The organism is Halobacillus faecis (genome assembly GCF_007991335.1).
Classification (GTDB): Bacteria; Bacillota; Bacilli; order Bacillales; family Halobacillaceae; genus Halobacillus; species Halobacillus faecis.
In genome coordinates this window covers 1-3,025 of the sequence record NZ_BJYD01000045.1, presented here as the reverse complement: position 1 = coordinate 3,025, position 3,025 = coordinate 1, and the positions used below count along the sequence as shown (strand labels likewise).

Here is a 3,025-nt window from a genome sequence, read left to right as displayed (position 1 = left end):
GTGAACCTTGAAAACTGGATAAGGAATCATTGTTTCATCTAACGATGAGACATTTGATGACAAGACATCTAATTGAAATTGTAAACGTCTTTTCACGAAGATAGTTAAGTGAATAAGGGCGCACGGTGGATGCCTTGGTACTAGGAGCCGATGAAGGACGGGACTAACACCGATATGCTCCGGCGAGCCGTAAGTAGGCTTTGACCCGGAGATTTCCGAATGGGGAAACCCACTGTTCGTAATGGAACAGTATCCTATACTGAATACATAGGTATAGGCAGGCACACCCGGGGAACTGAAACATCTAAGTACCCGGAGGAAGAGAAAGCAAACGCGATTTCCCAAGTAGCGGCGAGCGAAACGGAATCAGCCCAAACCAGAAAGCTTGCTTTCTGGGGTTGTAGGACACTCCATTGGAGTTACCAAAGAGGAAGATAGGCGAATCGATCTGGAAAGGTCAGCCAGAGCAGGTAACAGCCCTGTAGTCGAAATCTTTCTCTCTCCGGAGTGGATCCTGAGTACGGCGGAACACGAGGAATTCCGTCGGAATCCGGGAGGACCATCTCCCAAGGCTAAATACTCCCTAGTGACCGATAGTGAACCAGTACCGTGAGGGAAAGGTGAAAAGCACCCCGGAAGGGGAGTGAAAGAGAACCTGAAACCGTGTGCCTACAAGTAGTCGGAGCCCGTTAATGGGTGACGGCGTGCCTTTTGTAGAATGAACCGGCGAGTTACGACCGTATGCGAGGTTAAGCAGCAGAAGCGGAGCCGCAGCGAAAGCGAGTCTGAATAGGGCGAGTGAGTATGCGGTCGTAGACCCGAAACCGTGTGATCTACCCATGTCCAGGGTGAAGGTCAGGTAACACTGACTGGAGGCCCGAACCCACGTAAGTTGAAAATTACGGGGATGAGGTGTGGGTAGGGGTGAAATGCCAATCGAACACGGAGATAGCTGGTTCTCTCCGAAATAGCTTTAGGGCTAGCCTCAGAATAGAAAGTCATGGAGGTAGAGCACTGATTGGACGAGGGGCCCCTATCGGGTTACCGAATTCAGTCAAACTCCGAATGCCATAGACTTTGTTCTGGGAGTCAGACTGTGGGTGATAAGGTTCATAGTCGAGAGGGAAACAGCCCAGACCGCCAGCTAAGGTCCCAAAGTGTGTGTTAAGTGGAAAAGGATGTGGAGTTGCTTAGACAACCAGGATGTTGGCTTAGAAGCAGCCATCATTCAAAGAGTGCGTAATAGCTCACTGGTCGAGTGACTCTGCGCCGAAAATGTACCGGGGCTAAACACACCACCGAAGCTGCGGATTGATCTTATGATCAGTGGTAGGAGAGCGTTCTAAGGGCCGTGAAGTCAGACCGTAAGGACTGGTGGAGCGCTTAGAAGTGAGAATGCCGGTATGAGTAGCGAAAAAAGAGTGAGAATCTCTTTCACCGAATGCCTAAGGTTTCCTGAGGAAGGCTCGTCCTCTCAGGGTTAGTCGGGACCTAAGCCGAGGCCGAAAGGCGTAGGCGATGGACAACAGGTTGATATTCCTGTACCACCTCCTTTCCGTTTGAACGACGGGGGGACGCAGGAGGATAAGGAGAGCGCGCCACTGGATGTGCGCGTCCAAGCAGTGAGACGGTCGGATAGGCAAATCCGTCCGGCAACGTCAAGCTGTGATGGGGAGGGAAATAAAGTACCGAAGCTCCTGAGTTCACACTGCCAAGAAAATCCTCTAGTGAGGAAAGAGGTGCCCGTACCGCAAACCGACACAGGTAGGCGAGGAGAGGATCCTAAGGTGAGCGGGAGAACTCTCGTTAAGGAACTCGGCAAAATGACCCCGTAACTTCGGGAGAAGGGGTGCTCCTCTGCCGAGGAGCCGCAGTGAAAAGGCCCAAGCGACTGTTTACCAAAAACACAGGTCTCTGCGAAGCCGTAAGGCGAAGTATAGGGGCTGACACCTGCCCGGTGCTGGAAGGTTAAGGGGATGCGTTAGCTTATGCGAAGCGTTGAACCGAAGCCCCAGTAAACGGCGGCCGTAACTATAACGGTCCTAAGGTAGCGAAATTCCTTGTCGGGTAAGTTCCGACCCGCACGAAAGGTGCAACGACTTGGGCACTGTCTCAACGAGAGACCCGGTGAAATTATACTATGTGTGAAGATGCACATTACCCGCGACAGGACGGAAAGACCCCGTGGAGCTTTACTGTAGCCTGATATTGAATGTTGGTACAGCTTGTACAGGATAGGTAGGAGCCTTGGAAGCCGGAGCGCTAGCTTCGGTGGAGGCGCTGGTGGGATACTACCCTGGCTGTACGGACATTCTAACCCAGGACCGTAATCCGGTCCGGAGACAGTGTCAGGTGGGCAGTTTGACTGGGGCGGTCGCCTCCCAAAAGGTAACGGAGGCGCCCAAAGGTTCCCTCAGAATGGTTGGAAATCATTCGCAGAGTGTAAAGGCACAAGGGAGCTTGACTGCGAGACCTACAAGTCGAGCAGGGACGAAAGTCGGGCTTAGTGATCCGGCGGTTCCGCATGGAAGGGCCGTCGCTCAACGGATAAAAGCTACCCCGGGGATAACAGGCTTATCTCCCCCAAGAGTCCACATCGACGGGGAGGTTTGGCACCTCGATGTCGGCTCATCGCATCCTGGGGCTGTAGTCGGTCCCAAGGGTTGGGCTGTTCGCCCATTAAAGCGGTACGCGAGCTGGGTTCAGAACGTCGTGAGACAGTTCGGTCCCTATCCGTCGTGGGCGTTGGAAATTTGAAAGGAGCTGTCCTTAGTACGAGAGGACCGGGATGGACACACCGCTGGTGTACCAGTTGTTCCGCCAGGAGCATCGCTGGGTAGCTACGTGTGGTCGGGATAAGTGCTGAAAGCATCTAAGCATGAAGCCCCCCTTGAGATGAGATTTCCCTTACCTATAAGGTAATAAGATCCCTCAGAGACGATGAGGTTGATAGGTCCGAGGTGGAAGCGTGGTGACACGTGGAGCTGACGGATACTAATGGATCGATGACTTATCTATCTGATTA

The 3,025-nt window shown here is 52.9% G+C and carries 1 rRNA gene; it reads left to right on the top strand.

The window, feature by feature from the left end:
* The first annotated feature begins 102 nt into the window (after positions 1–102).
* Positions 103–3,018 (top strand): 23S ribosomal RNA (locus HFA01_RS18715).
* The last annotated feature ends 7 nt before the right edge of the window (positions 3,019–3,025 follow it).